Below are 25,399 nucleotides of genomic sequence, written 5' to 3'. Positions count from 1 at the left end.
GGGTCAGCCGGCGAGCGCGGTCTTGAGCGGGCGGGAGGCGTCCGCGACCAGGGCGGCGTCCAGGGGCGCGGCCGACTCGACGAGCTTGCGGCCCTGGGCCAGGTCGCGCGGGCGGCCCACCGCCAGCAGCGCCACCAGGGCGCCGTCCCTCAGCCACGCCACCGACCAGGCGGGCTCCGCCGGGTCGCCCCGCCACACCATGGTGTCGGCGGCCTCGTGGTGGCCGATGTACTGGACGAACCGGCCGAACTGCTCGGACCAGAAGTATGGGACCGGGTCGTAGGGCGGGGGCTCCTCGGCGCCGGTGAGGGCGCCGGTGATGGCGGCGGCGACCGTACGCGGCCCCTGGAGGGCGTTGTCCCAGTGGTGGACCATCAGCCGCTTGCCGTAGCGGGCGGAGGGGTACGAGGCGCAGTCGCCGACCGCGTACACATCGGGCGCGGAGGTGCGCAGCCGGTCGTCGGCGGTGACCGAGCCGTCGGGGCCGAGCGCGATCCCGGAGCCGGCCAGCCAGTCGGTGGCCGGGCGGGCGCCGATGCCGACGACGACGGCGTCCGCGGGGAGCAGTCTGCCGTCGTCGAGGGCGACCTCGCCGGGCTCGATGTGCGCCACCCGGGCCCGGGTGAGCAGGGTGGTGCCGCTCTCCGCGTACCACTCGGCCATGGGGGTGCCGACCTCGGTCGGGAAGGCGCCGCCGAGAGGGCGGTCGGCGGCCTCGACCACGGTGACCACGCAGCCGGCGCCCCGGGCGGCGGTGGCGAACTCGGCGCCGATCCAGCCGGCGCCGACCACCACCACGTCATGCCGCTTCTCCAGGACGGGCCGCAGCCGGGCGGCGTCGTCCAGGGTGCGCAGCAGGTGCACGCCGGGGACGCCCTCGGCGCCGGGCAGGGCGAGCGGCCGGGCGCCGGTGGCGAGGACGAGGGTGTCGTAGGGCACCGGGCCCTCGGCGGTGTCGAGTTCATGCGCCTCGGGGCGTACCGCGGTGACCTCCAGGCCGAGCCGCAGTTCGATGCCGAGGGCGGCGAAGTCCACCTCGAAGGCGGAGCCCTCGGCGGTGCCGAGCAGGATCGCCTTGGACAACGGGGGCCGGTCGTACGGCTGGTGGGGTTCGGCGCCGATCATCAGCACCTCGCCGGTGAAGCCCTGGTCCCGCAGGGCCACCGCGGTCTGCACCCCCGCCATGCCGGCGCCCGCGATCACCACGCGCCGCTCCGCGTCCATGCGCGCTCCCCTCCGGGCCGCCGGTGCGGCCTGTCGTCCGCCTGCTCACCGGGCAACCTTACAAACGCGTCGCCCGCCGTTACGGCGCGTCGGCCGCCGGGGTTAGGCTGGCGGACGCAGAGCACACGCGGGAGCCCGGTCGCACCGGGCTGAGAGGGAGGCTGAGGCGGCCTCCGACCGTACGAACCTGATCCGGGTCATGCCGGCGAAGGGAGGGGCTGGGAGCCCATGCACACGGAGACAGTCATGCCACCGGCCGCGCGGGTCGGGCCGGGCGCGGATGTGCTGGTGATCGGCGGCGGGATCATCGGGCTGGTCACGGCCTGGCGGGCGGCGCAGCGCGGTCTCGCGGTCGCGGTGGCCGATCCGGAGCCGGGCGGCGGGGCGGCCCGGGTGGCGGCCGGGATGCTGGCGGCGGTGACCGAGCTGCACTACGGCGAGGAGCAGCTGCTGGCGCTCAATCTGGCCTCGGCGCGCCGCTATCCGGAGTTCGTCGCCGAGCTGGAGGAGGCGTCCGGGCGGGAGGTGGGGCACCGCTCCTGCGGGACGCTGGCGGTGGCGCTGGACGCCGACGACCGGGCGGAGCTGCGCGAGCTGCACGCCCTGCATCTGCGCACGGGGCTGGACTCGGAGTGGCTGACCGGCCGGGAGTGCCGCCGGCTGGAGCCGATGCTGGCGCCCGGGGTGCGGGGCGGGCTGCGGGTCGGCGACGACCACCAGGTGGATCCGCGCCGGTTGGGCGCGGCGCTGGTGGCGGCCTGCGAGCGGGCCGGGGTGGTCTTCCACCGGTCGTTCGCCGAGCGGCTGACGGTGGTACGGGACCGGGCTGCCGGGGCGGTCCTGGCGGACGGCACCTCGGTGGCGGCCGGGCAGGTGGTGCTGGCCGCGGGCAGCCTGAGCGGCCGGCTGGGCGGCGTACCGGAGGATGCCCTTCCGCCGGTACGGCCGGTCAAGGGCCAGGTGGTGCGCCTCGCCGTGCCTCCGGCGTACGCCCCCTTCCTCAGCCGCAATCTGCGGGCGGTGGTCCGGGGCTGCCATATCTATCTGGTGCCGCGCGAGACCGGGGAGCTGGTGATCGGCGCCACCAGCGAGGAGCAGGGCTGGGACACCACGGTGACCGCCGGCGGGGTGTACGAGCTGCTGCGGGACGCGCATGAGCTGCTGCCGGGCATCACGGAGCTGCCGCTGGTGGAGACCGGGGCCGGGTTGCGGCCGGGCTCCCCGGACAACGCGCCGCTGCTCGGCCCGACCGCGCTGCCGGGGCTGCACATCGCCACCGGGCACTACCGCAACGGGGTGCTGCTGACCCCCGTGACGGGCGAGGTGATGGCGGAACTGCTGGTCACCGGGGAGCTACCGGAGGCGGCCCGGGCCTTTCTGCCGACCCGGTTCGCGGCGCTTCCGGCTGCCGCCGGGGTGGGCACCGTCGGGGCGGGCGCTCCAGTTTCGGCCGGCGCCTCCGCCGCCCCCCTCCCCCGCTGAACCCACTGAACCCACTGACCCTCCGAGGAGTGCCATGAACACCCCCGTGAACACCCCTACGAGCGCAGCAACCCTCGACGCGCCCGCGAGCGCGCCCGGCGGCGACGCCGTGACCGTCTCCGTGAACGGCGAGACCCGGCGGCTGGCCGGGGCCACCACCCTGGACGTACTCGTGACGACCCTCACCACCGCTCCCTCCGGCGTCGCCGCCGCCGTCAACGAGACCGTCGTCCCCCGGGGCGCCTGGTCCGGGACGGTGCTCGGCGAGGGCGACCGGGTCGAGGTGCTGACCGCGGTGCAGGGGGGCTGAGCGCGATGGCCGACGACCGTCTGACCATCGCCGGGACCGTGTTCGACTCCCGGCTGATCATGGGCACCGGCGGGGCGCCCAGCCTGGATGTGCTGGAGCGTTCGCTGGCGGCCAGCGGGACCGAGCTGACCACAGTGGCGATGCGCCGCCTCGACCCGACCGTGCAGGGCTCGGTGCTCTCGGTGCTGGAGCGCCTGGGCATCCGGGTACTGCCGAACACGGCCGGTTGCTTCACCGCCGGCGAGGCGGTGCTGACCGCCCGGCTGGCGCGGGAGGCGCTGGGCACCGACTGGGTCAAGCTGGAGGTGGTCGCCGACGAGCGGACCCTGCTGCCCGACCCGGTGGAGCTGCTGGACGCGGCCGAGACGCTGGTGGACGACGGCTTCACGGTGCTTCCGTACACCAATGACGATCCGGTGCTGGCCCGGAAGCTGGAGGATGTGGGCTGTGCGGCGGTGATGCCGCTGGGCTCGCCGATCGGCTCCGGCCTCGGCATCCGCAACCCGCACAACTTCCAGCTGATCACCGAGCGGGCCGGGGTCCCGGTGATCCTGGACGCGGGGGCGGGCACCGCCTCGGACGCGGCGCTGGCGATGGAGCTGGGCTGTGCGGCGGTGATGCTGGCCTCCGCGGTGACCCGGGCGCAGGAGCCGGTGCTGATGGCGGAGGCCATGCGGCACGCGGTGGAGGCCGGGCGGCTGGCCCGCCGGGCGGGCCGTATCCCGCGGCGCCACTTCGCCGAGGCCTCCTCGCCGGTGGAGGGCCGGGCCGACTTCGATCCGGAGCGCCCGGCGTTCTGAGCCCCGCCGTTTCCCGTGGGCGGCGACGGGCGGAGGGAAACCTTCCGGCCACCGGCTGTCACAGCTCGGCCCCAGTGCCCGAGCGGGGCGCCGGGGCGGTCGGGGCCGTCCGCACCTCCTCGTAGACTCGTCCGGGTGGATACGACCCTGCACGACCCGCTCGTGGGCCAGCTGCTCGACGGCCGCTACCGAGTCGACGCGCGCATCGCCGTCGGTGGCATGGCCACGGTCTACCGGGCCGTCGACACCCGTCTGGACCGGGTGCTCGCCCTGAAGGTGATGCACCCCTCGCTCGCGACCGACGCCGCCTTCGTGGACCGCTTCATCCGGGAGGCCAAGTCCGTCGCCCGCCTCGCGCACCCCAATGTGGTCGGCGTCTTCGACCAGGGCGCGGAGGGCGCGTATGTGTACCTGGCGATGGAGTACGTCGAGGGGTGCACCCTGCGGGACGTGCTGCGCGGCCGGGGTGCGCTGCGGCCGCGGGCGGCGCTGGACATCCTGGAGCCGGTGCTGGCCGCACTGGGCGCCGCGCACCGGGCCGGGTTCGTCCACCGGGACATGAAGCCGGAGAACGTGCTGATAGGCGACGACGGCCGGGTCAAGGTGGCCGATTTCGGTCTGGTGCGGGCCATGGGCGCCGTCACCGACACCACCGGTTCGCTGCTGGGCACGGTCTCCTATCTGGCGCCCGAGCAGATCGAGCACGGCACCGCGGACACTCGGGCCGATGTGTACGCCTGCGGGGTGGTGCTGTACGAGATGCTGACCGGCGCCAAGCCGCACACCGGGGACACCCCCGCGCAGGTCCTGTACCAGCACCTCAACACCGACGTACCGGCTCCGTCCGGGTCCGTGCCGGGGCTGGCGGCCGAGCTGGACGCCCTGGTGGCGCATGCCACCGCCCGGGATCCCGAGACCCGTCCGCATGACGCGGCGGCGCTGCTGGGGCTGACCCGCCAGGCGCGTGCCGCGCTCGGCGCGGAGCAGCTGGACCTGGTGCCGCCGGGCGCCCGGGAGGAGCCGGCCGATTCGGCCGATCCGGCCGATTCCCCCGGGACGGTCGGTCCGGAGGACCGGACCAGCGCGATCGCCCGTCCGGAGCGGACGAGTGTGCTCTCCCGCCCGGGCCCGGGCGGTGAACCCGAGGACGTGCAGCACACCAGCCGGCTGGCCGCGCCGCCGCTTCCGCCTCGGTCCGGCGGTCGGTCCGCCGTCTCCGCGGCCGGGGCGCGGGCGCGTCGGCTGCTAACCGCCGGTCCGCGCCGCGGGCTGGTCGCCGCGCTGGTCGCGGTGCTGGTGTTCCTCGGTGTCGGCGCGGGGGTCTGGTACATCAACTCGGGCCAGTTCACCCGGGTGCCGACGGTCCTCGGACAGAGCCAGGCCGAGGCGGAGAAGCGGCTCGCGGACGCCGGGCTGGGCGTCCGGGCGGTCAAGCGGGACTTCAGCGGCTCGTACGACCGGGGCGAGGTGATGGCCGCCGATCCCGCGCCCGGTGAGCGCATCCGGGGCAACGGCAAGGTGACGCTCACCGTGTCCCGGGGCCCGGAGATCGTGAAGGTGCCCAATGTGCGCGGCCTTGACCTGGAGGCGGCCAAGCGGGAGCTGACCGCCGCCGGGCTGGCCCCGGGGGCGGTCGGCCTGCAGTTCAGCGAGGAGGTCGAGCGGGGCGCGGTGATCTCGACCGACCCCGAGCCGGGCAGCAAGCGGAAGCCGGACTCCGCGGTCGCCCTGGTGGTCAGCAAGGGCGCGGCGGTGGAGGTGCCCGATCTGACCGGGGCGAGCCCGGAGGATGCTCGGAGCACTCTGGAGGACGCCGGGCTGAAGGTGAAGGTGGCCGAGGAGCGCACGCATTCCACCGAGGACACCGGCACCGTCGCCGCCCAGTCCCCCGCCTCCGGCGGTGAGGCCGCCGAGGGTGACACCGTCACGCTGACCCTCTCCAAGGGGCCGCGGATGGTGGAGGTCCCGGATGTCACCGGCAGCAACGTGGACGAGGCGACCCGGGAGCTGGAGGGCGCCGGGTTCGAGGTGAAGGTCGAGAAGAGCTTCCCGTTCCTCGGCGACACCGTGGACGGCCAGTCCACGGCCGGCGGCGAGCAGGCCCCGGAGGGCTCCACCATCACCATCACGACCAAGGGACTCTGAGCGCACGTGCACCACCAGCCCAGCCCCGTCGGCGGCCATGTGCCGGTGGCCGGCGGCCTCGCCAAGACCGGTCTGTCCTACGCCCGGGAGATCGGCGCCGAGGCCGTGCAGGTCTTCGTCGCCAACCCCCGGGGCTGGGCCACCCCGGCCGGGAACCCGGCGCAGGACGAGCTGTTCCGCGCCGAGTGCGCGGCCGCCGGCATCCCGGCGTACGTCCATGCCCCGTATCTGATCAACTTCGGCTCGCACACCGAGGCGACGGTGGACTCCTCGGTGGTGTCGCTGCGCCACTCGCTGCGCCGGGCCCGGGAGATCGGGGCGCTGGGCGTGGTGGTGCACACCGGCTCGGCGACCGGGGGCCGCTCCCGGGAGACGGCGCTGGCGCAGGTACGGGAGCGGATGCTGCCGCTGCTGGACGAGCTGACCCAGGAGGACGACCCGTATCTGCTGCTGGAGTCCACCGCCGGACAGGGCGCCTCGCTCTGCTCACTGGCGGAGGACTTCGGCCCGTACTTCGAGGCGCTGGACCGCCATCCGCGGCTGGGGGTCTGCCTGGACACCTGCCATGTGTTCGCCGCGGGGCACGACCTGGCCGCCGAGGGTGGGGTGGAGCGGACCCTGGACGCGCTGGTCGCCGAGGTAGGCGAGGGGCGGCTGCGGCTGGTCCACGCCAATGACTCCAAGGACGTGACGGGGGCCCGCAAGGACCGCCATGTCAACATCGGTTCCGGCCATATCGGCGAGGAGCCGTTCGCCGCCCTGATGCGCCACCCGGCAGCCGCCGGCGTCCCCCTGGTCATCGAGACCCCCGGCGGCACGGAGGGCCACGCGGCCGACGTGGCCCGACTGAAGCGGCTGCGCTGAGGACGGCTGCGCGCGACGGCAGGGTGCAGACTGGCTAGACCGCGCCGCCATGCTCGCCCAACACCGTCTCCCTGTCGATAGCCTGAAGAGCCCTTGGCGACATAGTCAAGAAACGGCAAACCGCTTCTGACTGCCCAGGTCGCGAAGCGTGGTCCCTGCGCAAGCGGGGGTGGTCCGCGACAGTAACGGCCGGTGTCCCGGTATCCATCGTGGTCCCTGCGCAAGCGGGGGTGGTCCGGCCACCAAGGATGAGCGGGCCCGCAAGGCCGCGTGGTCCCTGCGCGAGCGGGGGTGGTCCGGCGGGGTGCAGCGTGGGCTCGCCGCCGATCAGGTGGTCCCTGCGCGAGCGGGGGTGGTCCGCCTGCCGCTCGCGGCGCTGGCGGCCGGAGGCCGTGGTCCCTGCGCGAGCGGGGGTGGTCCGGCGCAGGAGGCCGCCATCGTCAAGGCGCTGGCATGGTCCCTGCGCGAGCGGGGGGTCCCTGCCCGGCGTGTGGCTGCTACGGCCGCGCGCCTGAGGCGGCCGCGCTGAAGGGGTACGGGGACGGGGGGGCCGCCCCGTCCCCATACGCCGATCGGTATCTGGCTGGCAGAACATCCCACGGGAATACCCCCTAGGGGTATAGCGTTAGGTCGCAGTGGCGGTGGTCATCCGCCTACGTTCGACGAACCCCGGGGGTCATCATGGAGCGTCGGCACGACCAGCACACCGGACATGCCGGCCACACCGGCCACACCGCCAAGACCCCCGTCAGCTGGGCCATGGCCGCTACCGCGACCCTGCACTGCCTGACCGGCTGCGCCATCGGGGAGGTGCTGGGGATGGTGGTGGGCACCGCGCTGGGGTGGGGGAACCTGCCGACGATGGTGCTCGCGATCGTGCTGGCGTTCTTCTTCGGCTATGCGCTCACTCTGCGCGGCGTACTCAAGGCGGGGCTGGGGTTCCGGGCGGCGGTGAAGGTGGCGCTGGCCGCGGACACGCTGTCCATCGCCGTGATGGAGCTGATCGACAACGGGGTGCTGGCGCTCTGGCCGGGGGCCATGGACGCGCATCTGACGGACGGGCTGTTCTGGGGCGCCCTGGCCATCGCGCTGGCGCTCGCCTTCCTGCTCACCACGCCGGTCAATCGCTGGATGATCGGGCGGGGTAAGGGGCACGCGGTGGTGCATCAGTACCACCGGTGAGCCCACCGCAGGGAAGCAGTCAGAGCTCGGGGCCGTCTCCGGGGCCTTCCTGGTAGGAGTAGCGCTGCTCGCTCCAGGGGTCGCCGATGTTGTGGTAGCCGCGCTCCTCCCAGAAGCCCCGGCGGTCGGCGGTCATGTACTCGACGCCGCGGACCCACTTGGGCCCCTTCCAGGCGTACAGGTGCGGCACGACCAGGCGGAGGGGGAAGCCGTGCTCGGCGGTGAGCAGTTCGCCGTCCTTGTGGGTGGCGAAAATCGTGCGGTCCGAGGCGAAGTCGGGGAGCCGCAGATTGGCGCTGTAGCCGTACTCGGCCCACACCATGACATGGGTGACGCCGGGCGCCGGGGGTGCTATGTCCAGGAGGGTGCGGGCGGGCACGCCGCCCCATTCGGCGCCGGTCATGCTGAACTTCGTCACGCAGTGCAGATCGGCCTCGACCGTGGAGAACGGCAGTGCCGAGAACTCCTCGTGGTTCCAGGTGCGCTTGTCCCCGTCGGCGGTGGCGCCGAAGACCCGGAACTCCCAGCGCTCCGGGCGGAACTTGGGGACGGGGCCGTAGTGGGTGACCGGCCAGCCGCGCTGGAGCCGCTGCCCCGGTGGAAGCTCGGACCCTCCCGCCGCCCGGTGTTCCTCGCTTCCTGGCTGAACCATGTCTCAATGGTGACAGACGGGGAAGGGTGGTCATGACCAGGTCGCAGCCCTAACCGGTCAAGTCCTACTAAGCCTGCACTTACTGGACGGCCCCGCGTGGCGGTGCGAGGATGCGCGGCATCCGCACTGATCACTTCACGTGGAAGGAGCCCCGGCGATGCAGGGCGACCCGGAGGTCATCGAGTTCCTCAACGAGCAGCTCACCGCTGAGCTGACGGCGATCAACCAGTACTTCCTGCACGCCAAGATGCAGGACCACCTGGGGTACACGAAGCTCGCCAGGTACACCCGGGCGGAGTCCTTCGACGAGATGCGCCACGCGGAGACGCTGACCGACCGCATCCTCTTCCTGGACGGGCTGCCGAACTACCAGCGGCTGTTCCACGTCCGGGTGGGCCAGACCGTCACCGAGATGTTCCAGGCGGACCGGCAGATCGAGGTCGAGGCCATCGACCGGCTGCGCCGCGGGATCGAGGTCATGCGCGCCAAGGGCGACATCACCTCGGCCAACATCTTCGAGGCCATCCTCGCCGACGAGGAGCACCACATCGACTATCTGGACACCCAGCTCGACCTGGTCGAGAAGCTCGGCGAGTCGCTGTACATCGCTCAGCAGATCGAGCAGGTCCAGCCCGACGGGGCCTGAGGCGAACGGTCGGCGAAGACGGAGACGCCGCTTAGGCGGCTTCGGGGAGCGGCTGCGGTACAGGAGCGTCGGCGGCGTCGGCGGTGAGCACGGGCCTGCCGCGGTCGGCCAGCTCGCGGCGCGGGCAGCTGCCGCGGCCCAGGATGGACTGGATGGTCCGTACGCAGGAGCCGCAGTCGGTCCCGGCCTTGGACGCCGAGGCGATCTGGCGGGGGGTGCAGGCGCCGGCCTCCGCGTGCTGCTTGACCTGCTTCTCGGTGACACCGAAGCACGAGCACACGTACACGCCGTCCACCTCCTGCCGGATCGGGTTCATCGGGGTCTGCGGTGCGTCTCCCCGATTGATCGGTGAGGCTAACCTAACCTTACCCATAGCCGAGGTTGCGCAAAAGCCCGGTGAACGCCGATGGGGCGCGGATCACAGATCCGCGCCCCATCGGTATCGAGCAGGGGTTCCTACTGGTCGCGGTACATCTCGGCGACCAGGAAGGCGAGGTCCAGCGACTGGCTCCGGTTGAGCCGGGGGTCGCAGGCCGTCTCATAGCGCTGGTGCAGGTCGTCGACGAAGATCTCGTCGCCGCCGCCCACGCACTCGGTGACGTCGTCGCCGGTCAGCTCCACATGGATGCCGCCGGGGTGGGTGCCGAGGCCCTTGTGGACCTCGAAGAAGCCCTTGACCTCGTCCAGTACGTCGTCGAAGCGGCGGGTCTTGTGCCCGGAGGCGGCCTCGAAGGTGTTGCCGTGCATCGGGTCGGTGACCCAGGCGACGGTGGCGCCCGAGGCGGTGACCTTCTCCACCAGCTCCGGCAGCTTGTCGCGGACCTTGTCGGCGCCCATGCGGACGATGAAGGTCAGCCGGCCGGGCTCGCGCTCCGGGTCGAGGCGGTCCACGTAGGTCAGCGCCTCGTCCACGGTGGTGGTCGGGCCGAGCTTGATGCCGATCGGGTTGCGGATCCGGGAGGCGAACTCGATGTGCGCCCCGTCCAGCTGGCGGGTGCGCTCGCCGATCCACACCATGTGGCCGGAGGTGTCGTACAGCTGGCCGGTCCGCGAGTCGACGCGGGTCAGCGCCGTCTCGTAGTCCAGCAGCAGCGCCTCGTGGGAGGCGAAGAACTCCACCGTGCGGAACTCGGCCGGGTCGGTGCCGCAGGCCTTCATGAAGTTCAGCGCGTTGTCGATCTCGCGGGCGAGCTGCTCGTAGCGCTGGCCGGAGGGCGAGGACTTCACGAAGTCCTGGTTCCAGGCGTGCACCTGGCGCAGGTCCGCGTAACCGCCGGTGGTGAAGGCGCGCACCAGGTTCAGCGTGGACGCCGAGGCCTGGTACATCCGCTTGAGCCGCTGCGGGTCGGGGACCCGGGCCGCCTCGGTGAAGGCGAAGCCGTTGACCGAGTCGCCCCGGTAGGTCGGCAGGGTCACCCCGTCGCGGGTCTCGGTCGGCTTGGAGCGCGGCTTGGAGTACTGGCCGGCGATCCGGCCGACCTTCACCACCGGCACCGAGGCCGCGTAGGTGAGCACCGCGCCCATCTGGAGGAGGGTCTTCAGCTTGTTGCGGATGTGGTCGGCCGAGACGCCGTCGAAGGCCTCGGCGCAGTCGCCGCCCTGGAGGAGGAACGCCTCGCCCCTGGCGACGGATCCCAGCCGGGCGCGCAGCTGGTCGCACTCGCCGGCGAAGACGAGCGGCGGATACGATTCGAGGTCCGCGATGGCTTCGCGCAGGGCCTCGGCATCCGGGTACTCGGGCTGCTGCGCCGCGGGAAGGTCGCGCCAGGTGTTGCCACCGACTGCGGTGGTCTTAGCGTTCACGGTCACCTGCCCCACCTTACGGGGTCAACGGGGGCGTCCATCCGCTCGCTCATCAGATGAGACGAGTTCGTGGGGTAGGGTTCGCGCCATGTTCGCTCCGATGTCGGCTGCGCCGATGAACCGCACCTGGTGGTGGACCGCCCTCCCGGCGGCCCACTGACCGGCGCGTACGCGAACAGCGAGACGCACGACCGCGAAGGCCGCCCGAGGGGCGGCCTTCGGCGTGTGCGCCGGGTGATGGGTCGCCCCTCCTGTCAGGAGGACCGCCCTATGAACGCTCATCCGTCGACCACCGCGCATCTGCTCGCCCGCCTGCTGGACCCCGCGTCGGGGCCGTTCGCGCTGCTCAGACGGCGTACGCCCGGTCGCGACCAGGACACCGTGGAAGTGCTCACCGGACCGGTGCACACCGCCCGGCGGCTGGCCGAGCTGCCCGTCGGGGACCGCCCGGCGCTCGCCCTGGTGCCCTTCCGCCAACTGGCCGAAAGAGGGTTCGAGGTCCGCGACGATGCCACCCCGTTGTCGGTGCTGACCGCGGAGGAGCGGTACGAACTGCCGCTGGCGGAGGTGCTGGCCGGGCTGCCCGTACACGCCGTCCGGGTGGAGGACGGCGGCTTCGATGTCTCGGACCGTGAGTATGAGCGGACCGTACGACGGGTGGTGGACGAGGAGATCGGCCGCGGTGAGGGGGCCAACTTCGTCATCCGGCGCACCTACACCGGACGGCTGCCGGGCTTCGGCCGGGCGGACGCGCTGGCGCTGTTCCGGCGGCTGCTGGAGGGCGAGCGCGGGGCGTACTGGACCTTCGTGGTGCACACCGGGGAGCGCACCCTGGTCGGCGCCAGCCCGGAGGTGCATGTGCGGATGTCGGGCGGCACGGTGGTGATGAACCCGATCAGCGGGACGTTCCGCCATCCGGACGGGGACCCGACGGCCGAGCAGCTGCTGGACTTCCTCGCCGACCGCAAGGAGACCGACGAGCTCTCCATGGTGGTGGACGAGGAGCTGAAGATGATGTGCGCGGTCGGCGACATGGGCGGCACCGTGGTCGGGCCGCGGCTGCGGGAGATGGCGCATCTGACCCACACCGAGTACGAGCTGCGCGGCCGCTCCTCGCTGGACGTGCGCGAGGTCCTGCGGCAGACCATGTTCGCGGCGACCGTCACCGGCTCGCCGGTGCAGAACGCCTGCCGGGTGATCGAGCGGTACGAGGAGGGGGGCCGCGGCTACTACGCGGGGGCGCTGGCGCTGCTGGGCACCGAACCGGGCGGGGCGCAGACGCTGGACTCGCCGATCCTGATCCGTACCGCCGACATCTCGGCCGCCGGGGAGCTGCGGGTGCCGGTCGGGGCGACCCTGGTGCGCCACTCCGACCCGGCCTCGGAGGTGGCGGAGACCCATGCCAAGGCGGCCGGGGTGCTGGCCGCGCTGGGGGTGCGGCCGGGGCGGGCAGCGGGCGGAGGTGCGGCGGGGCGGCCCCGGCTGTCCGACGACCCCCGGGTACGGGCGGCGCTGGACGCCCGGCGCGGTGGGCTGGCGCCGTTCTGGCTGCGGATGCAGCAGCGGCCGGCCGAGCGGGCCGGGCACGCCCTGGTGGTGGACGGCGAGGACACCTTCACCGCGATGCTGGCGCATCTGCTGCGCTCGGCGGGGATGGAGGTGGAGGTGCGGCCGTTCGACGAGCCGGGGCTGCGGGAGGCGGCGCTCACCCATACCGGCCCGGTGGTGCTGGGCCCGGGTCCGGGTGATCCGGGGGACGCGGCCGATCCGAGGATGCGGCTGCTGCGCGGGCTGGCGGCGGAGCTGCTGGACGGTGGTCACCCGGTGGCGGGACGCCCGGTGCTCGGGGTGTGCCTGGGCCATGAGCTGATCGCCGCCGAGCTGGGCCTGTCGCTGGTGCGCAAGCGGGAGACGTTGCAGGGCGCCCAGCGGCGGATCGACCTGTTCGGCGCGGAGGAGACGGTCGGCTTCTACAACAGCTTCACCGCCCGCTGCGACGAGCGGGAGGCGGCGGCGCTGGCGCTGCGCGGGGTGGAGGTGAGCCGGGATACGGGGAGCGGCGAGGTGCACGCGCTGCGCGGCCCGGGCTTCGCCGGGGTGCAGTTCCATCCGGAGTCGGTGCTGACCCTGCGCGGGGCGGAGGTGGTACGGGAGCTGGTGGCGGCGCTGGACGCCAGCCCGCGCTGAGGAGCAGCCCCCGGGGGCGGGGCCCTCGGGGGGCTACTCCCCCCGGGGGTCAGGCGTCGTCCAGGCCGGCCTCTATGGCGTAGCGGACCAGCTCCACCCGGTTGTGCAGCTGGAGCTTGCCGAGGGTGTTCTGCACATGGTTCTGGACGGTGCGGTGCGAGATGACCAGGCGTTCGGCGATCTGCTTGTAGCTCAGCCCCTTGGCGACCAGCCGCAGCACCTCGGTCTCCCGCTCGGTGAGCTGCGGGGCTGCGGTCTTGGCGTCGCCGCTGCCGCCGGGGGCGGGGGCGGGCTCGGTGGCCAGGCGGCGGTACTCGCCGAGGACCAGCCCGGCGAGCCCCGGGGTGAAGACCGGGTCCCCGGCGGCCGTGCGGCGCACCGCGTCCAGCAGTTCGGCGGTGCTGGCCGACTTCACCAGATAGCCGGTGGCGCCGGACTTCACCGCCTCCAGGACATCGGCGTGCTCGCCGCTGGCGGAGAGCACCAGCACCCTGGGCCCGGTGCCGCCGCCGACCAGTTCCTTGCAGACCTGCACCCCGGGCTTGGCGGGCAGGTTGAGGTCGAGCACCAGCACATCGGGGCTGGTGGCGCGGGCGCGGCGGACGGCCTGCTCGCCGTCCCCGGCGGTGGCCACCACATCGAAACCGGCCTCGGCCAGGTCCCGGGCGACCGCGTCCCGCCACATCGGATGGTCGTCGACCACCATCACCCGGATGGTGCCCCGCGTCTGCATCTCCGTCTGCTCGCTCATGCCTGCTGTGCCTTCCCCCGCCGGGCCTTCGCGGCCCGTGGAACCCTCAACTCGACCTCGGTGCCCTGGCCGGGTACGGAGACCAGCTCGGCGCTGCCGCCCAGCTCCCGCAACCGGCCCCGGATGGACAGGGCCACTCCCATGCGGCCCTCGCCCTCCGCCTGGACCAGCCGCCCCTCGGGGATGCCCGGTCCGTCGTCCCGTACCGTGACGATCACCTCGTCCGGCCAGTCCTCCACGAGTATCCAGGCCCGGGCCTCGGCTCCGGCGTGCAGGCGTACGTTGTCCAGCGCGGCGCCGACCGCGGCGGCGGCCTCCCGGGCGGCCGGGGCGGGCAGCGGTACCGCGGCGCCCGGCTCGGCGACGGTGACCCGGGCCCCGGCGAACGGCGCCAGCAGCAGCCGGAGATCGAGGGTCCCGTCCTCTTCTGTACGGGCCTGGGCCGGAAGGGCGGCGTCCGGTTCGTCCACCACCCGGACCACCGCGCCCTGCGAGGTGTCCTCCGAGACATAGGAGGGGCGGGCCAGTCCGCCGGCGACCAGGGTGCGCAGCGCCACCTCCTGCTCCCCGGCCATCCGGCCCAGCTCGGCGGCCTCGCCGCCCAGCGCCGTGCCGCGGCGCTGGACCATGGCCAGCACCTGGAGCACGGAGTCGTGGATGTCGCGGGCCAGGCGCTCGCGTTCCCGGGTGGCCGCCTCGATCTCCAGGGCCCGGGCGAGGGTCCGCTCGGAGGCGCGGGCCACCTCCACCACGTAGCCGATGGCGATGGAGGCGATCCACACCAGCAGCACGTTGTGCAGGGTGTCCTGGCTGGGGTGGCCGCGTTCGGCGATGTTGGCGACGGCGACCGGGGTGGAGGCGAACGCGGCCCATCGCCAGCCGCCCTTGATGGCGTAGGCGAGGACCGAGCCGGCGGTCCAGATGCTCGGCAGGGTCGGGCCGTCGAAGGTCTGGGCGTGGATGTCGGCGAGCGGGGTGAGCATGATCCCGGTCAGTGCGATGACCAGATCGGCGGCGAGGAACGGCCGGGTGCAGCGGGCCGCGCCGGACACCTGGGGCAGGGTCGCCAGCGTCCAGACGACCAGCACCGCGAGGAAGACGGCAGCGACCCAGGGGCGCTCGAACTTGTCCCGGGTGGAGACGAAGAGCAGCACGGCGTACACCATGGTGAGCAGCCGGTAGGCGGTCAGCGCCCGCCACAGCGGCTGCTCGACGGACATGCGGACGACCCGCTCGCGCTTGGGCACGCTGTCCCCTCCCCGCTCCCCCGTCGCCCGTGTCCGGGCTACTGCTCCTTGCCGCCGGTGGCCTTGGCCTCGCGGGCGGCTTCCCTCGCCGCCTCCTTGGCGGCGTCCCTGGCGGCCTTCTCGGCGTCCGCGATCTGCCGCTTGGCGGCGGTGGCGTAGACGTCCACGTACTCCTGGCCGGACAGCTTCATGATCTCGTACATCACCTCGTCGGTGACCGAGCGCAGGATGAAGCGGTCGCCGTCCATGCCGTGGTAGCGGCTGAAGTCCAGCGGCTTGCCGATGCGGATGCCGGGGCGCATCAGCTTGGGCACGACCTTGCCGGGCGGCTGGATCTTCTCGGTGTCGATCATGGCGACCGGGATCACCGGGGCGCCGGTGGCGAGCGCCACCCGGGCCAGGCCGCCGGGCTTGCCGCGGTAGAGCCGGCCGTCCGGAGAGCGGGTGCCCTCGGGGTAGATCCCGAACAGCTCGCCGCGCTCCACGACCTCGATGCCGCTCTGGATGGCGGCCTCGCCGGCGCCCCGGGCGCCGGAGCGGTCCACCGGGAGCTGGCCGACGCCCTTGAAGAACGCGGCGGTCAGCTTGCCCTTCAGTCCGGGCGAGGTGAAGTACTCGGCCTTGGCGATGAAGGTGACCTTGCGGTCCAGCACGGCGGGCAGGAAGAAGGAGTCCGAGAAGGAGAGGTGGTTGCTGGCGAGGATCGCCGGCCCCTCGGCGGGAATGTTCTCCAGCCCCTCCACCCAGGGCCGGAAGGCGAGCTTGAGCGAGCCTCCGATGGAGAACTTCATTGCGCCGTAGATCAACTCGGGTGCCTCCTGTTGTGCGTCGATCAGACCTTAACCCGTGCCGTTGACGCCCTCGCCCACGGCGGGCACCGGGGCGCGGACCGCAGGTGGGCCGCGCGGGGGTGCGCGGGGCGCGTGGGAAGGGGGTGAGGTGGGCCCGCGGGGCGGGGCGCGTGGTTCGTGGGGCCTCGGGCCGCCGGGGCGCTCGCATCGGTACGCGGTGGGGTGCGCGTGGTCCGTGCGCGGCCTGGGGCCGCCGGGGTGCCCGGCCGGGCTCCGGTGGGCGCGCGGTGGCGTGCGCGGGGCGTGCGGGGAGGGGGTCGGTGGGGCGGCGGCTCTGGTCGGTGTCATCGCGGTCGCGTACGGTGAGGTACGCCCCGGGCACGGCGTGCCCTGCCCGGTCGTTGCCCTCCCGGGTGGCCGTTCCTTCGGCCGCCCTTCCCGTGACCCGCATGCGAACGGAGACCCCCTGTGCCGGTGCTCCCCGGAGCCGAGCCGTTCCGCCACGAGGGCGGAGAGGTCGGCGTACTGCTCTGCCACGGCTTCACCGGTTCGCCGCAGTCGCTGCGCCCGTGGGCCCGCCATCTGGCCGACCGCGGGCTGACCGTGTCGCTGCCGCTGCTGCCGGGGCACGGCACCCGCTGGCAGGACATGCAGCTCACCGGCTGGCAGGACTGGTACGCGGAGGTGGACCGCGAGCTGCGGGCGCTGACCGCCCGGTGCGCCAAGGTCTTCGTCCTCGGGCTGTCCATGGGCGGGGCGCTGGCACTGCGGCTGGCCGCCAGGCACGGGGACGCGGTGGCGGGCGTGGCGGTGGTGAACCCGGCGAACAAGGTGCACGGTGCGGGGGTGCGGGTGCTGCCGGTGGTCCGCCACCTGGTGCCCTCGCAGCCCGGTCTGGTCGGGGACATCGCCAAGGAAGGCGTGCGGGAGCTGGGCTACGACCGGGTGCCGCTGCACGCGGCGTACTCGCTGGTGCGCTTCCTGCGCATGGTGGACACCGAGCTGCCGCAGGTCACCCAGCCGGTGCTGCTGATGCACAGCGCGGTGGACCATGTGGTGCCGCCGGTGGACTCGGCGCGGGTGCTCAGCCGGATCTCGTCGGTGGACGTGACCGAGGTGGTGCTGGAACAGAGCTACCACGTGGCCACGTTGGACCATGACGCGGAGCGGATCTTCGAGGAGAGTCACGCGTTCATCGGCCGGCTCGCTCCGGGCGCCGGCCCGACGGGGTCGCCGGCGGCGGCCCGGGGAGGGAGTACGTCCGGTGGCTGAGCAGCACGACGCGGACAAGCGCGACGAGCAGCCGTTCGACGAGGAGGCGGCCTGGGCCGCGATCGTGGCCGGCTACGGCGCCGAGCCGGCCGACCCGCCCGGCGCCAAGCCGTTCAAGCCGATCGAGGACCTGGCGCTGCCCGGCGACGAGGTCAACGGCGTCCCCGAGGGGCCGGCCCCCGAAGAGGAGAAGGACCCCGGGAAGGACCTCGGCAAGGACACCGGCAAGGCGGCGGACAAGCCGCTGGGCAGCTCGGTGGTCTTCGCCCCGGGGGTCGGCATGGCCGGCCCGCGGGACTACGAGGTGGCCGAGGCCAAGGAGGACGACCTCGGCGCGGGCGACGAGGGGCACTTCGTACCGCCGGAGCCGCCGCCGCTGCCGGAGAGCGACCCGGCGGCCCGGTTCGCCTGGCTCGGGGTGGTCGGCGGGCCGGTGCTGCTGCTGCTCGCCGCGGTCCTGGAGTGGGAGATGACCTGGTGGCTCACCACGGTGTGCGTCGGCGGGTTCCTGGGCGGGCTGGCGACCCTGGTGGCCCGGATGCGCCCCGGCGATGACGAGGAGGACGAGGACCCGGGTCGGGGTGCGGTGGTGTAGCCGCCGCTGGGAGCGTACGAGGGCGGGGAGGCGGATTGCCGCCGCTGGGACCCTACGGGGGGGGTCGGTGGTGTGGCGCCGTCGCTAGGACGGTACGGGGGCGGGGAGGCGGAGCGCGGCCAGCACGGGCAGATGGTCGGTGGCCGCGCGCAGGTCGGCGTCGCGCACGCCGGGCAGTCCGCGCGGCACCCCGCAGCCCAGCACCTCCACGCCCCCGGTGGTGAAGACCGCGTCGATGCGGCGGCGCGGGTCGTCCGGCGAGAAGGTCAGCTCGCCGCCCCAGGGCCTGGCCGTCCGGCAGTCGGTCAGCCCGGCCGCGAGGCGCTGGAAGGCGCGGCCGCCGGGCAGGTCGTTGATGTCCCCCGCCAGCACCCCGTACGGCACGTCCAGCGCGGCCAGCGCGTCCATGGCCAGCCCGGCCTGCTCGTACCGCTCGTCGGCGCGCAGGCTCAGGTGGACGCAGACCGCGCCGAGCCGGGCCCGGCCGAAGCGGACGACCGCGGTGGCCAGGCCCCGGCGGTGCTCGCCGAGAGTGAGCGGCAGCAGCACGTCCTCGGTGCGCTCCACGGTGGCGCGCAGGGAGCAGAGCAGCAGCGGCCCGGCGGCGGTGGCCCCGCCGGAGAGCACCATCAGCTCGCTCTTGGCGGCGAGCCGGGCGGCGTGCTTGCGCCAGCGGAAGAAGCGCGGCGCCTCCTGGACGAAGACCAGGTCGGGGGCGCAGGCGCGGATCACCCGGGCGAGCGCGTCCTCGTCGTCCCGCAGGGAGCGGACGTTGTAGCTGAGCACCCGGACGACGGCCGAACCGTCCGGCTCGGTGCGGGAGTTCGGCAGGTCGGTCAGCTCGGTGATCGGCATGGGGGCACGATACGACGGTGCCCGCCGCGTCCAGGTGAGGACGCGGCGGGCACGGGGTCGGCGGGGCGCCCGGGACCGGGCGGCCGAAGGGCGCGGACGCGGCCGGAAGGCGCGTACGGTACGGGCCTTCCGGCCGGGGTCCGCCGGAGGCGGGTGCTCAGCCCTGGCGGGCGAGGTCGGCGGCGCCGACCAGTCCGGCCTTGCCGCCGAGCTGGGCGGCGAGCACCTGGGCGTGCGGGCGCCACTGGCCGCCGATCAGCCAGCGCCGGAAGGACTTGCGGATGGGGCCGAGGACCAGCTCGCCCTCGTCGGAGACCCCGCCGCCGACGATGAACGCCGAGGGGTCGAAGAGCGAGGCCAGGTCGGCCAGGCCGGCGCCGGCCCAGCGGGCCAGCTCGCGGAAGGAGTCCACGGCGACCGGGCAGCCCTGCCGGGCGGCCTCGGAGACGTGCTTGCCCTGGATGCCGTCGGGGGTGCCGTCGCCCAGGCCGAGGAGGATGGACGCGTTCTCAGGCGTGGCGTTGGCGCGCTGCTTGGCGTAGCGGACCAGGGCGCGGCCGGAGGCGTACTGCTCCCAGCAGCCCTGGCTGCCGCAGCCGCACAGCAGGCCGTCCGGGACGACCCGGATGTGGCCGAACTCGGCGGCCACGCCGAACCGGCCGCGGCGCAGCTTGTTGCCGATGATGATGCCGCCGCCGAGACCGGTGCCGAGGGTGATGCAGATGACGTCGTCATGGCCCTTGCCGGCGCCGAAGCGGTACTCGCCCCAGGCGGCGGCGTTGGCGTCGTTCTCGACCACGACCGGCAGCCCGACGCGCTGCTCGACCTTGTCCTTCAGCGGCTCGTGCCGCCAGTCGATGTTGGGCGCGAAGAGCACGGTGGCGCGCTTGTCGTCCACGTACCCGGCCGCGCCGATGCCGACGGCCTCGACCTCGTACCCCTTGCCGGCCTCGGAGACGGCGTCGCAGATCGCGTCCACGATGCCCTCCGCGGTCTGCGGGGTGGGCACCCGGTGGATGTCGAGGATGCTGCCCTCCTCGTCGACCACTCCGGCCGCGATCTTGGTGCCGCCGATGTCGACGCCGATGGTGAGTCCCATGTGTCCCTCAGTTTTCGGTCGAGCCCCGCTACGGCCCACCGTACCCGAGGGCGGGTGCCGCCCCGTCAGCCCAGGGCGGGTTCCCGGGGGCGGTCAGTCGAGGTCGATGGGCTCGCCCGGTTCGGGGCCGTCGTCGTCGCGGCGGACCGGGCCGGGGCCGTCCTCACCGCGGCGCACCGGGCCGGGTCCGCGGTCGCCGGGGCGGGCGGGTCCGGGGTCGGCGTCCCGGTCCGGCCGGCCGGTGGCGGGGCCGGCGGTCCAGCGGCCCTCCTGGCCCTCGACGGCGGAGCGGTAGGCGGCCAGCAGCTCGTTGCCGGCGGCGGCGAGGTGGTCGAAGACCCGGGGGTTGCGCTCGATGACCGGCTCGACGGCGGCCTTGGCCTGGTCGGCGAAGTGCCGCAGAGCGCTCTGGGCGCCCGCGCCGAGCAGCGGGGTGCGCAGCGAGGCGACCTTGTCGGCGACCGCGTCGACCAGTTTGCGCAGCTCGTCGGCGGCGGCGCCGGGCGGCGGGGGGCTGGTCCCGCGGCGGCGGGCCTTCTCGGCGGCGAGGTCCTCGGCGCAGGCCTCGGCCCAGGCGTCGGCGTCGGGACGCTGGGTGGCATCGCTCATGGCGTACTCCTGCGGCGCGTTCTCCTGCGGCGTGGCGTGGCACCCGCGCGTGGTGCCCAGTGCTCGTCTGGCACTGACGGCGCACTGACGACGTTACCGCGAACCGGGCCCGGGCCGGTCGCCGCCGGACGGCCATACCGCGGGGTCGGGGGTGAAGCGGACGCGCAGCACCCCGTCGGCCAGCCCGGCCCCGGCGACGGTGCAGCGGCGCAGGGCGGCGGGCAGCTCCACGATCCGGCGGAACGGGCCGAGGCCGATCACCAGTTCGCCGCCGCGGCGGACCAGGCTCAGTCCGGGCTTGTCGGCGCCGGGCAGCGGGATGCGCCACACCAGGGTGCCATCGTCCTCCCGCAGGTCCTCGATCGTCCACTCCTCGGCGGGGGTGGCGGGCACCGGGTCGGGCGGGGGCGCCGGGAGGGCGTCCGGGGTCTCGGGCTCCGTCCCCAGGTGCGGGAGTTCGTGCACCGGCTCGGTGCCGAGCAGGGCGGGCAGCTCCTTGAGGGCGGTCTGCTGCCCGGCGGCCAGGGCGGTGAGGAGGGGGTCGGCGGAGGTGGTGGGCAGCACCCGGTTGGCGACGGCGGTGTCCAGGGCGATCCGGTGCAGGGCGAGCCCGGCGCGGGCGGTGCGCAGGGCGCGCAGCGCGGCCGGGGTGGGTTCGGCGACCAGCCGGACGCTGGTGGCCGGGGAGGCCAGCAGCTCCTGGACGGTGGCGAGGTCGGCGTCGCGCCGGGCCGCCGTCTCGTACAGCCAGGTCGAGGGGAGCGGGACGCCGGCGAGCCGGCCGAGCACCGGGCGCAGCGCGCGGGCGGCCTGCCGCTCCTGGGGCAGCAGCCGGCGCAGATAGCGGCGCAGCTGCTCGGGCAGGGCGAGCAGCGCGACGGCCTCGGGCAGCGGCGGCAGATCCACCACCAGCAGCTCGGGGGCGTCCTCGGCCTCCGCCGCGTCCCCGGACGGGGCTTCGTCGGCGGCCCGGACGGTATCCCCGGGGAGCGCGGGATCGGCGGCCTGGGCGGTGGCCTCGGGAAAGGTGACCCGGGCGGCCCGGGCGGCCTCGGCTTCGTCGGCGGCCCGGGCGGCCTCGGCCAGGGCGGCGAGCAGGGCGAAGGCGGTGGAGCCGGGCAGTTCGGTCAGCTCCTCGCTCGCCAGCGGGGTCGCGCCGAACAGGTCCAGGGCGGGTCCGCAGCGGCGCTGGAGGTCCAGGAACTCGGCGCGGAAGTGGGCGGCGGGCTCCAGCAGCCGTACGGCGGGCCCCCGGTCCGCCGCACCGAGGGCGGCGGCGGTCTCGGCGTCGGCGGTGATCAGCAGGGTGCGTACGCCGTCGGCGGCGGCCCGGGCGGCGGTCGCGGCCGCAACGGTGCTGCGCCCGGCGCCGCCGGGGCCGGTGACCAGGAGGGTGCGCATGATCGGCGGTCCGGGCCCGGGGCTCAGCGGTCGGTGGACTCGACGCGCTTCTTCAGCCCGGCCAGTGCCCGGTCGATGATGACCTTCTCGGCCTTGCGCTTGATCATGCCCAGCATCGGGATCTTGACGTCCACGGTGAGCTGGTAGGTGACCTCGGTGCGGGTGCCGCCGTCCAGCGGGGCGAGCCGGTAGGAGCCGTCCAGGGCGCGCAGCATCTGGGACTTGACCAGGGTCCAGCCCACCTCGTGCGCGCCGGTCCAGGTGTACGCGAGGGTGTGGTCGTCCTTGATGGCGCCGGCGTCCAGGAGCAGCCGGACCTGGCGGGCGCGGCCGGTGTCGTCCTTCTCCAGGACCTCGGCCTCCTTCACCTCGCCGGTCCACTCCGGGTAGCGGGCGAAGTCCGCGATCACGCCCATGACATCGGCCGGCGCCGCCTCGATCGTGATGCTGGAGCTGGTGTGTTCCGCCATCGCTGTGGCTCCTCCGTGGCGCCTTCTACGGGTATGTGCACTGCAGGCTATCGCGTGGCCGTGCCCGCTATCGCCGGGCACCGCTCACCGGCGCCGCCGTGGGGCGCCGCTCACCACTGGAGGGTGTAGGGGCGGCCGGTGGAGGCGAAGTGGCCGACGTTCACACACTCGGTGGCGCCGATCCGCATCCGCTGGGCCAGTGGCTGGTGGACATGGCCGAACAGGGCGTAGCGGGGGCGGGTGCGGTGGATGGCGTCGAGCAGGGCGCGGCTGCCGCGCTCGAAGCGGCGGGCGACGGTGTCGTAGGTGAGCTCGGGGACGTCGGGCGGGATATGGGTGCACAGCACGTCCACCTCGCCGAGCGCCTCCACCTTGGCCGCGTACTCCTCGTCGCTGATCTCGTAGGGCGTGCGCATCGGGGTGCGCAGTCCGCCGCCGACGAACCCGAGGACCAGGCCGCCCAGTTCGATCCGCTCACCGTCCAGGACGGTGGTGCCGGGCCCGGCGTGCTCGGGCCACAGGGCAGGGATGTCGACGTTGCCGTAGGTGGCGTAGGTGGGGGTGGGGAAGGCGGCGAACAGCTCCTTGTACTGGCGGCGCACCGCGTCCTCGATGGCGGCGGCCCGGTCGACGCCGAGCTCGGCCCAGAGGTCGGCGGCGAGGGTGCGGGCCTCGTCGAAGCGGCGGGCGGTGCGGAGCTTGACGATGCGGTCGGCGTTCTCGACGCCGAACAGGTCGGGGAAGATCCCGCGGCTGTGGTCGTGGTAGTCGAGGAAGAGGACCAGGTCGCCGAGGCAGATCAGGGCGTCGGCGCCCTCGCCGGCCCGGGCGAGGTCGCGGGCGTTGCCGTGGACGTCGCTGACCACATTCAGTCGCATGGCACCCCACCCTATGGCCCCGTCTCGCCGTGGTGGCGAGGGGCCGTCGGACCTGCGGTTACTTCTCGGTCGTCCACCTGGTGGACTACTGTGCGCGGAGCACCGAAGCCAGGGGTGTGACGCAGGGAACATCTGACCGGCGCCCCTATCCGGAACCGAGTACCGGTGGGTAACGTCCGGGCAGTCCAGTCGTGCCGGGGCGACTCCCACAGTGCCGTGGCGCCGGCGCCCGATGAGGAGCAGCAGTCTTGCGCGAGTTCAGCCTTCCGGCCCTGTACGAGGTCCCCGCGGACGGCAATCTGACCGATCTCATCCGCCGCAACGCCGCTCAGCACCCGGATACGGCCGTCCTGGGGCGCAAGGTGGAGGGCGGGTGGAGAGACGTCACCGCCGTCGAGTTCCTCGCCGAGGTACGGGCCGCCGCCAAGGGGCTGATCGCGGCGGGGGTGCGGCCCGGCGACCGGGTGGGGCTGATCTCCCGGACCCGCTACGAGTGGGTGCAGCTGGACTTCGCGATCTGGAGCGCGGGCGCGGTGACCGTGCCGGTGTACGAGACAAGCTCGCCGGAGCAGGTGCAGTGGATCCTCGGCGACTCGGGCGCGGTCGCGGTGATCGTGGAGAGCGAGGCGCACGCGGCGGCCGTGGAGTCGGTCCGCGGCGAGCTGCCGGAGCTGCGGCACGTCTGGCGGCTGGACGCGGCCGGGGTGGACGAGCTGGTCGCCGCCGGGGCCGAGGTCCCGGACGCGGCGGTGGACGAGGCCACCGCGGCGGCGAAGGCCGACGACATCGCCACCATCGTCTACACCTCGGGCACCACCGGCCGCCCCAAGGGCTGTGTGCTGAGCCACCGCAACTTCTTCGCCGAGTGCGGCAATGTGGTGGAGCGGCTGAAGCCGCTGTTCCGCACCGGCGAGTGCTCGGTGCTGCTCTTCCTGCCCGCCGCGCATGTCTTCGGGCGGCTGGTGGAGGTGGCCGCGGTGCTGGCGCCGATCCGGCTCGGCTGCGCCCCCGACATCAAGACCCTCACCGACGAGCTGGCCTCGTTCCAGCCGACCCTGATCCTGGGGGTGCCCCGGGTCTTCGAGAAGGTCTACAACGGCGCCCGGGCCAAGGCGCAGGCCGACGGCAAGGGCGCGATCTTCGACAAGGCGGCGGCCACCGCCATCGCGTACAGCCGGGCCCTCTCCACCCCCCAGGGCCCTTCGCTCGCCCTGAAGCTGAAGCACTTCGTCTTCGACAAGCTGGTGTACGGCAAGCTGCGCGCCGTCCTGGGCGGGCGCTGCGAGGCCGCGATCTCCGGCGGCGCGCCGCTCGGGGAGCGGCTGGGCCACTTCTACCGGGGCATCGGCTTCACGGTGCTGGAGGGGTACGGGCTGACGGAGACCTGCGCGGCCACCGCCTTCAACCCGTACGACCGTACGAAGATCGGCACGGTCGGCCAGCCGCTGCCGGGTTCGGTGGTGCGGATCGCCGACGACGGCGAGGTGCTGGTCCACGGGGAGCATGTCTTCAGCGGCTACTGGAAGAACGAGAAGGCCACCGCGGAGGCGCTGGCCGACGGCTGGTTCCACACCGGGGACATCGGCACCCTGGACGAGGACGGCTATCTCGCGATCACCGGGCGGAAGAAGGAGATCCTGGTGACCGCGGGCGGCAAGAACGTCGCCCCGGCGGTGATCGAGGACCGCATCCGGGGGCACGCCCTGGTCGCCGAGTGCATGGTGGTCGGCGACGGCCGCCCGTTCGTCGGCGCGCTGGTCACCCTGGACGAGGAGTTCCTGGCCCGCTGGGCCGCCGACCACGGCAAGCCGGCCGGCGCCACGGCCGCCTCGCTGCGGGAGGACCCGGAGCTGCTGGCCGAGGTGCAGCGGGCGGTGGACGACGGCAACGCGGCCGTCTCCAAGGCGGAGTCGGTGCGCAGCTTCCGGGTGCTGGCCCACCAGTTCACCGAGGAGGCCGGGCACATCACCCCGTCGCTGAAGCTGAAGCGGAACGTGGTGGCGAAGGACTTCGCCGACGAGATCGAGGCGATCTACGGGGCGTAGGCCGCGGGCGTACGAGGAGGGGGGCCGCCCTGGTGGGACCCCCCGGCCGGCAAGGTCTACGCGCACCCCTGGCGGGAGGTCCGGCTCACCG

The 25,399-nt window shown here is 73.8% G+C and carries 24 protein-coding genes, 1 CRISPR repeat array and 1 riboswitch; of the genes, 11 read left to right on the top strand and 13 right to left on the bottom strand.

Going from position 1 to position 25,399, the window contains the following annotated elements; translation table 11 throughout:
* Positions 1–3 precede the first annotated feature (3 nt).
* On the bottom strand, positions 4–1,224 hold the full coding sequence (locus ABZ945_RS28515) for an FAD-dependent oxidoreductase (protein WP_361275195.1): 1,221 nt from the start codon (positions 1,222–1,224) through the stop codon (positions 4–6).
* A 117-nt stretch (positions 1,225–1,341) separates the two neighbouring features.
* Positions 1,342–1,455, top strand: a riboswitch (TPP riboswitch).
* Between the two features lie 15 nt (positions 1,456–1,470).
* Between ABZ945_RS28515 and thiO the strand changes: the two genes are divergently transcribed.
* The 6 genes from thiO to ABZ945_RS28485 all read left to right on the top strand — a co-directional run bounded on the left by thiO (position 1,471) and on the right by ABZ945_RS28485 (position 8,007).
* Positions 1,471–2,706, top strand: a complete 1,236-nt coding sequence (gene thiO / locus ABZ945_RS28510; protein WP_361275192.1) for a glycine oxidase ThiO — start codon at positions 1,471–1,473, stop codon at positions 2,704–2,706.
* Between the two features lie 34 nt (positions 2,707–2,740).
* A complete protein-coding gene (gene thiS / locus ABZ945_RS28505) occupies positions 2,741–3,016 on the top strand; it encodes a sulfur carrier protein ThiS (RefSeq protein WP_361275189.1) in 276 nt (91 codons plus the stop codon).
* A 5-nt stretch (positions 3,017–3,021) separates the two neighbouring features.
* The gene (locus ABZ945_RS28500; RefSeq protein WP_361275186.1) at positions 3,022–3,816 is read left to right on the top strand and encodes a thiazole synthase; all 795 of its coding nucleotides are present in this window, start codon (positions 3,022–3,024) and stop codon (positions 3,814–3,816) included.
* Between the two features lie 135 nt (positions 3,817–3,951).
* Positions 3,952–5,961: a Stk1 family PASTA domain-containing Ser/Thr kinase gene (pknB, locus tag ABZ945_RS28495; RefSeq protein ID WP_361275184.1), complete on the top strand. Its 2,010-nt coding sequence runs from the start codon at positions 3,952–3,954 to the stop codon at positions 5,959–5,961.
* A gap of 6 nt (positions 5,962–5,967) precedes the next feature.
* A complete protein-coding gene (locus tag ABZ945_RS28490) occupies positions 5,968–6,825 on the top strand; it encodes a deoxyribonuclease IV (RefSeq protein ID WP_361275181.1) in 858 nt (285 codons plus the stop codon).
* Positions 6,826–6,972: 147 nt separating this feature from the next.
* Positions 6,973–7,307: a CRISPR direct-repeat array (repeat unit 30 nt; unit sequence CGTGGTCCCTGCGCGAGCGGGGGTGGTCCG).
* Positions 7,308–7,506: 199 nt separating this feature from the next.
* On the top strand, positions 7,507–8,007 hold the full coding sequence (locus ABZ945_RS28485) for a DUF4396 domain-containing protein (protein WP_361275179.1): 501 nt from the start codon (positions 7,507–7,509) through the stop codon (positions 8,005–8,007).
* 19 nt (positions 8,008–8,026) lie between these two features.
* Here ABZ945_RS28485 and ABZ945_RS28480 read toward each other — a convergent pair whose 3' ends face one another.
* Positions 8,027–8,659, bottom strand: coding sequence for a sulfite oxidase-like oxidoreductase (locus ABZ945_RS28480; RefSeq protein ID WP_361275176.1), 633 nt, complete (start codon positions 8,657–8,659; stop codon positions 8,027–8,029).
* Between the two features lie 157 nt (positions 8,660–8,816).
* Here ABZ945_RS28480 and bfr point away from each other — a divergent pair, with 157 nt between their 5' ends.
* Positions 8,817–9,305 carry a bacterioferritin gene (gene bfr / locus ABZ945_RS28475; protein ID WP_361275173.1) on the top strand — a complete coding sequence of 163 codons (489 nt, stop codon included), beginning with the start codon at positions 8,817–8,819 and terminating at the stop codon, positions 9,303–9,305.
* 31 nt (positions 9,306–9,336) lie between these two features.
* On the opposite strand, the gene ABZ945_RS28470 is transcribed toward bfr, so the two are convergent.
* On the bottom strand, positions 9,337–9,621 hold the full coding sequence (locus tag ABZ945_RS28470) for a (2Fe-2S)-binding protein (protein WP_361275170.1): 285 nt from the start codon (positions 9,619–9,621) through the stop codon (positions 9,337–9,339).
* A 140-nt stretch (positions 9,622–9,761) separates the two neighbouring features.
* Positions 9,762–11,114 (bottom strand): class II 3-deoxy-7-phosphoheptulonate synthase, encoded by a 1,353-nt coding sequence (locus ABZ945_RS28465; RefSeq protein ID WP_361275167.1) that lies wholly within the window; start codon positions 11,112–11,114, stop codon positions 9,762–9,764.
* A 264-nt stretch (positions 11,115–11,378) separates the two neighbouring features.
* On the opposite strand from ABZ945_RS28465, the gene ABZ945_RS28460 reads away from it, so the two are divergent.
* Complete coding sequence (locus tag ABZ945_RS28460; protein ID WP_361275164.1) at positions 11,379–13,295, top strand: anthranilate synthase family protein; 1,917 nt, start codon at positions 11,379–11,381, stop codon at positions 13,293–13,295.
* Positions 13,296–13,344: 49 nt separating this feature from the next.
* Here ABZ945_RS28460 and ABZ945_RS28455 read toward each other — a convergent pair whose 3' ends face one another.
* Genes ABZ945_RS28455 through ABZ945_RS28445 form a run of 3 tightly spaced genes read right to left on the bottom strand, consistent with a single transcriptional unit; the run spans position 13,345 to position 16,084 of the window.
* Complete coding sequence (locus ABZ945_RS28455) at positions 13,345–14,046, bottom strand: response regulator transcription factor (RefSeq protein WP_361275161.1); 702 nt, start codon at positions 14,044–14,046, stop codon at positions 13,345–13,347.
* Positions 14,043–15,293, bottom strand: a complete 1,251-nt coding sequence (locus ABZ945_RS28450; protein ID WP_361275158.1) for a DUF5931 domain-containing protein — start codon at positions 15,291–15,293, stop codon at positions 14,043–14,045. The genes ABZ945_RS28455 and ABZ945_RS28450 overlap by 4 nt, the downstream gene beginning before the upstream one ends.
* Before the next feature lie 38 nt (positions 15,294–15,331).
* Positions 15,332–16,084 carry a lysophospholipid acyltransferase family protein gene (locus tag ABZ945_RS28445; RefSeq protein ID WP_361275275.1) on the bottom strand — a complete coding sequence of 251 codons (753 nt, stop codon included), beginning with the start codon at positions 16,082–16,084 and terminating at the stop codon, positions 15,332–15,334.
* A 468-nt stretch (positions 16,085–16,552) separates the two neighbouring features.
* Between ABZ945_RS28445 and ABZ945_RS28440 the strand changes: the two genes are divergently transcribed.
* Both ABZ945_RS28440 and ABZ945_RS28435 read left to right on the top strand, forming a co-directional pair.
* Positions 16,553–17,356 (top strand): alpha/beta fold hydrolase, encoded by an 804-nt coding sequence (locus ABZ945_RS28440; protein ID WP_361275155.1) that lies wholly within the window; start codon positions 16,553–16,555, stop codon positions 17,354–17,356.
* A complete protein-coding gene (locus tag ABZ945_RS28435) occupies positions 17,349–17,951 on the top strand; it encodes a hypothetical protein (protein ID WP_361275153.1) in 603 nt (200 codons plus the stop codon). The genes ABZ945_RS28440 and ABZ945_RS28435 overlap by 8 nt, the downstream gene beginning before the upstream one ends.
* An 84-nt stretch (positions 17,952–18,035) precedes the next feature.
* On the opposite strand, the gene ABZ945_RS28430 is transcribed toward ABZ945_RS28435, so the two are convergent.
* The 6 genes from ABZ945_RS28430 to ABZ945_RS28405 form a co-directional block, all read right to left on the bottom strand.
* The gene (locus tag ABZ945_RS28430; RefSeq protein WP_361275150.1) at positions 18,036–18,806 is read right to left on the bottom strand and encodes an endonuclease/exonuclease/phosphatase family protein; all 771 of its coding nucleotides are present in this window, start codon (positions 18,804–18,806) and stop codon (positions 18,036–18,038) included.
* A gap of 157 nt (positions 18,807–18,963) precedes the next feature.
* On the bottom strand, positions 18,964–19,905 hold the full coding sequence (locus tag ABZ945_RS28425; protein WP_361275148.1) for an ROK family glucokinase: 942 nt from the start codon (positions 19,903–19,905) through the stop codon (positions 18,964–18,966).
* A 93-nt stretch (positions 19,906–19,998) separates the two neighbouring features.
* Positions 19,999–20,514, bottom strand: a complete 516-nt coding sequence (locus ABZ945_RS28420) for a DUF5304 domain-containing protein (protein ID WP_361275146.1) — start codon at positions 20,512–20,514, stop codon at positions 19,999–20,001.
* Between the two features lie 93 nt (positions 20,515–20,607).
* A complete protein-coding gene (locus tag ABZ945_RS28415; protein ID WP_361275143.1) occupies positions 20,608–21,915 on the bottom strand; it encodes an ArsA-related P-loop ATPase in 1,308 nt (435 codons plus the stop codon).
* A gap of 23 nt (positions 21,916–21,938) precedes the next feature.
* Positions 21,939–22,385 carry an SRPBCC family protein gene (locus ABZ945_RS28410; protein WP_361275141.1) on the bottom strand — a complete coding sequence of 149 codons (447 nt, stop codon included), beginning with the start codon at positions 22,383–22,385 and terminating at the stop codon, positions 21,939–21,941.
* Between the two features lie 110 nt (positions 22,386–22,495).
* Positions 22,496–23,251 carry a metallophosphoesterase gene (locus ABZ945_RS28405; RefSeq protein ID WP_361275273.1) on the bottom strand — a complete coding sequence of 252 codons (756 nt, stop codon included), beginning with the start codon at positions 23,249–23,251 and terminating at the stop codon, positions 22,496–22,498.
* A gap of 260 nt (positions 23,252–23,511) precedes the next feature.
* On the opposite strand from ABZ945_RS28405, the gene ABZ945_RS28400 reads away from it, so the two are divergent.
* On the top strand, positions 23,512–25,308 hold the full coding sequence (locus tag ABZ945_RS28400; protein ID WP_361275138.1) for an AMP-dependent synthetase/ligase: 1,797 nt from the start codon (positions 23,512–23,514) through the stop codon (positions 25,306–25,308).
* The last annotated feature ends 91 nt before the right edge of the window (positions 25,309–25,399 follow it).

The sequence above is a fragment of the Streptomyces sp. NPDC046887 genome, assembly GCF_040644755.1.
In the GTDB taxonomy this organism is placed as follows: Bacteria; Actinomycetota; Actinomycetes; order Streptomycetales; family Streptomycetaceae; genus Streptomyces; species Streptomyces lichenis.
The sequence above is the reverse complement of the archived record's forward strand: the minus strand, read 5'-3'. Positions and strand labels throughout refer to the sequence as shown.

What these genes read in the sequence shown, in the direction of transcription:
- ABZ945_RS28460 (WP_361275164.1), top strand. Translation starts at nt 11,379, where the DNA reads ATGAACGCTCATCCGTCGACCACCGCGCATCTGCTCGCCCGCCTGCTG.
- ABZ945_RS28430 (WP_361275150.1), bottom strand. Translation starts at nt 18,806, where the DNA reads ATGCCGATCACCGAGCTGACCGACCTGCCGAACTCCCGCACCGAGCCG.
- bfr (WP_361275173.1), top strand. Translation starts at nt 8,817, where the DNA reads ATGCAGGGCGACCCGGAGGTCATCGAGTTCCTCAACGAGCAGCTCACC.
- ABZ945_RS28485 (WP_361275179.1), top strand. Translation starts at nt 7,507, where the DNA reads ATGGAGCGTCGGCACGACCAGCACACCGGACATGCCGGCCACACCGGC.
- ABZ945_RS28420 (WP_361275146.1), bottom strand. Translation starts at nt 20,514, where the DNA reads ATGAGCGATGCCACCCAGCGTCCCGACGCCGACGCCTGGGCCGAGGCC.
- ABZ945_RS28480 (WP_361275176.1), bottom strand. Translation starts at nt 8,659, where the DNA reads ATGGTTCAGCCAGGAAGCGAGGAACACCGGGCGGCGGGAGGGTCCGAG.
- ABZ945_RS28500 (WP_361275186.1), top strand. Translation starts at nt 3,022, where the DNA reads ATGGCCGACGACCGTCTGACCATCGCCGGGACCGTGTTCGACTCCCGG.
- thiS (WP_361275189.1), top strand. Translation starts at nt 2,741, where the DNA reads ATGAACACCCCCGTGAACACCCCTACGAGCGCAGCAACCCTCGACGCG.
- ABZ945_RS28445 (WP_361275275.1), bottom strand. Translation starts at nt 16,084, where the DNA reads ATGAAGTTCTCCATCGGAGGCTCGCTCAAGCTCGCCTTCCGGCCCTGG.
- ABZ945_RS28410 (WP_361275141.1), bottom strand. Translation starts at nt 22,385, where the DNA reads ATGGCGGAACACACCAGCTCCAGCATCACGATCGAGGCGGCGCCGGCC.
- ABZ945_RS28415 (WP_361275143.1), bottom strand. Translation starts at nt 21,915, where the DNA reads ATGCGCACCCTCCTGGTCACCGGCCCCGGCGGCGCCGGGCGCAGCACC.
- ABZ945_RS28455 (WP_361275161.1), bottom strand. Translation starts at nt 14,046, where the DNA reads ATGAGCGAGCAGACGGAGATGCAGACGCGGGGCACCATCCGGGTGATG.
- thiO (WP_361275192.1), top strand. Translation starts at nt 1,471, where the DNA reads ATGCCACCGGCCGCGCGGGTCGGGCCGGGCGCGGATGTGCTGGTGATC.
- ABZ945_RS28470 (WP_361275170.1), bottom strand. Translation starts at nt 9,621, where the DNA reads ATGAACCCGATCCGGCAGGAGGTGGACGGCGTGTACGTGTGCTCGTGC.
- ABZ945_RS28515 (WP_361275195.1), bottom strand. Translation starts at nt 1,224, where the DNA reads ATGGACGCGGAGCGGCGCGTGGTGATCGCGGGCGCCGGCATGGCGGGG.
- ABZ945_RS28425 (WP_361275148.1), bottom strand. Translation starts at nt 19,905, where the DNA reads ATGGGACTCACCATCGGCGTCGACATCGGCGGCACCAAGATCGCGGCC.